The organism is Microbacterium enclense (genome assembly GCF_004022425.1).
GTDB classification, from domain to species: Bacteria; Actinomycetota; Actinomycetes; order Actinomycetales; family Microbacteriaceae; genus Microbacterium; species Microbacterium enclense_A.
The window spans coordinates 1-910 of the sequence record NZ_RBZY01000138.1; the positions used below are offsets into that span (position 1 = coordinate 1).

At 67.7% G+C, this 910-nt stretch carries 2 protein-coding genes; both read right to left on the minus strand.

Annotated elements, in window-relative coordinates; all coding sequences use genetic code 11:
* Positions 1–481, minus strand: a 481-nt coding sequence (locus D8Y23_RS16580; RefSeq protein WP_128219110.1) for a cation transporter, incomplete at its 3' end; no start/stop codon positions are given.
* Positions 478–822 (minus strand): ArsR/SmtB family transcription factor, encoded by a 345-nt coding sequence (locus D8Y23_RS16585; RefSeq protein ID WP_240663949.1) that lies wholly within the window; start codon positions 820–822, stop codon positions 478–480. The genes D8Y23_RS16580 and D8Y23_RS16585, both read right to left, overlap by 4 nt.
* Between the last annotated feature and the right edge of the window lie 88 nt (positions 823–910).

Genomic DNA, 910 nt, shown 5'->3' on the forward strand with positions numbered 1-910 from the left:
GGTAGGTGCAGATGAGGGTCTGCTTGGAGTCGGCCACAGCGGTTGCCGATCCCAGCTCGCGGCCCGCGCGTCGTTCCGCCAGCGAGAGGAATGGCATGATGACGACGCTGAGCGCGGTGAGCACGATTCCGACAGTGGAGTGCTGCACGTCGACTTGGCCCACGAGCGCGAGCACCGACGTTGCGGTGACGTAGGCGGCAAGGGCGAAGAACGCCACGGCGATAACGCGCAGCGTGCCCTTCTCCCACCGCTCGGGGTCGCGGCGGGTGAACTGCCAGGCCACGGCTGCCGCCGAGAGGACTTCGATCGTGGAGTCCAGGCCGAACCCGATCAGCGCAGCCGATGAGGCGACGGTGCCGGCGGTGATGGCGACGACGGCCTCAATGAGGTTGTAGGCGATCGTCGCGGTGACGATCCACTTGATGCGGCGTTGGAGAGTGTGCCGGCGGTCGTCTGTGGGGCGAGGGGTGGTGGTGGTCATGCGCAGGTGCAGCTTTCTCCGGCGCAGCAGCCCGGTTCGACATAGAGGACGACGCGTAGCAGCTCGTCCAGGGCGGGTGAGAGGTGAGAGTCAGCAAGCCGATACCAGGTGCGCCGCCCATCCGGCACAGCCTCCACGAGCCCGCACCCTCGAAGGCACGCGAGCTGGTTCGACATGACCTGTCGGGAGACGCCGAGAGCGTCCGCTAGGTCGGAGGGGTAGGCGGGTGCTTCCCGCAGTGCCAGCAGCACGCCCGCGCGCGTGGAGTCGGAGAGCGCGTGGCCGAGGCGCGCGAGCGCGGCGGTATGCGTCACGGTGGCAGTCGCAGTGGCTGTGGACACGTGTCGACAGTACAGGACTTGCTGAATAATCATCCCCGGTTGGGCGGCCCACTCCGGTGGACGCGCGCAGGGGGATGAATAGGAGTGT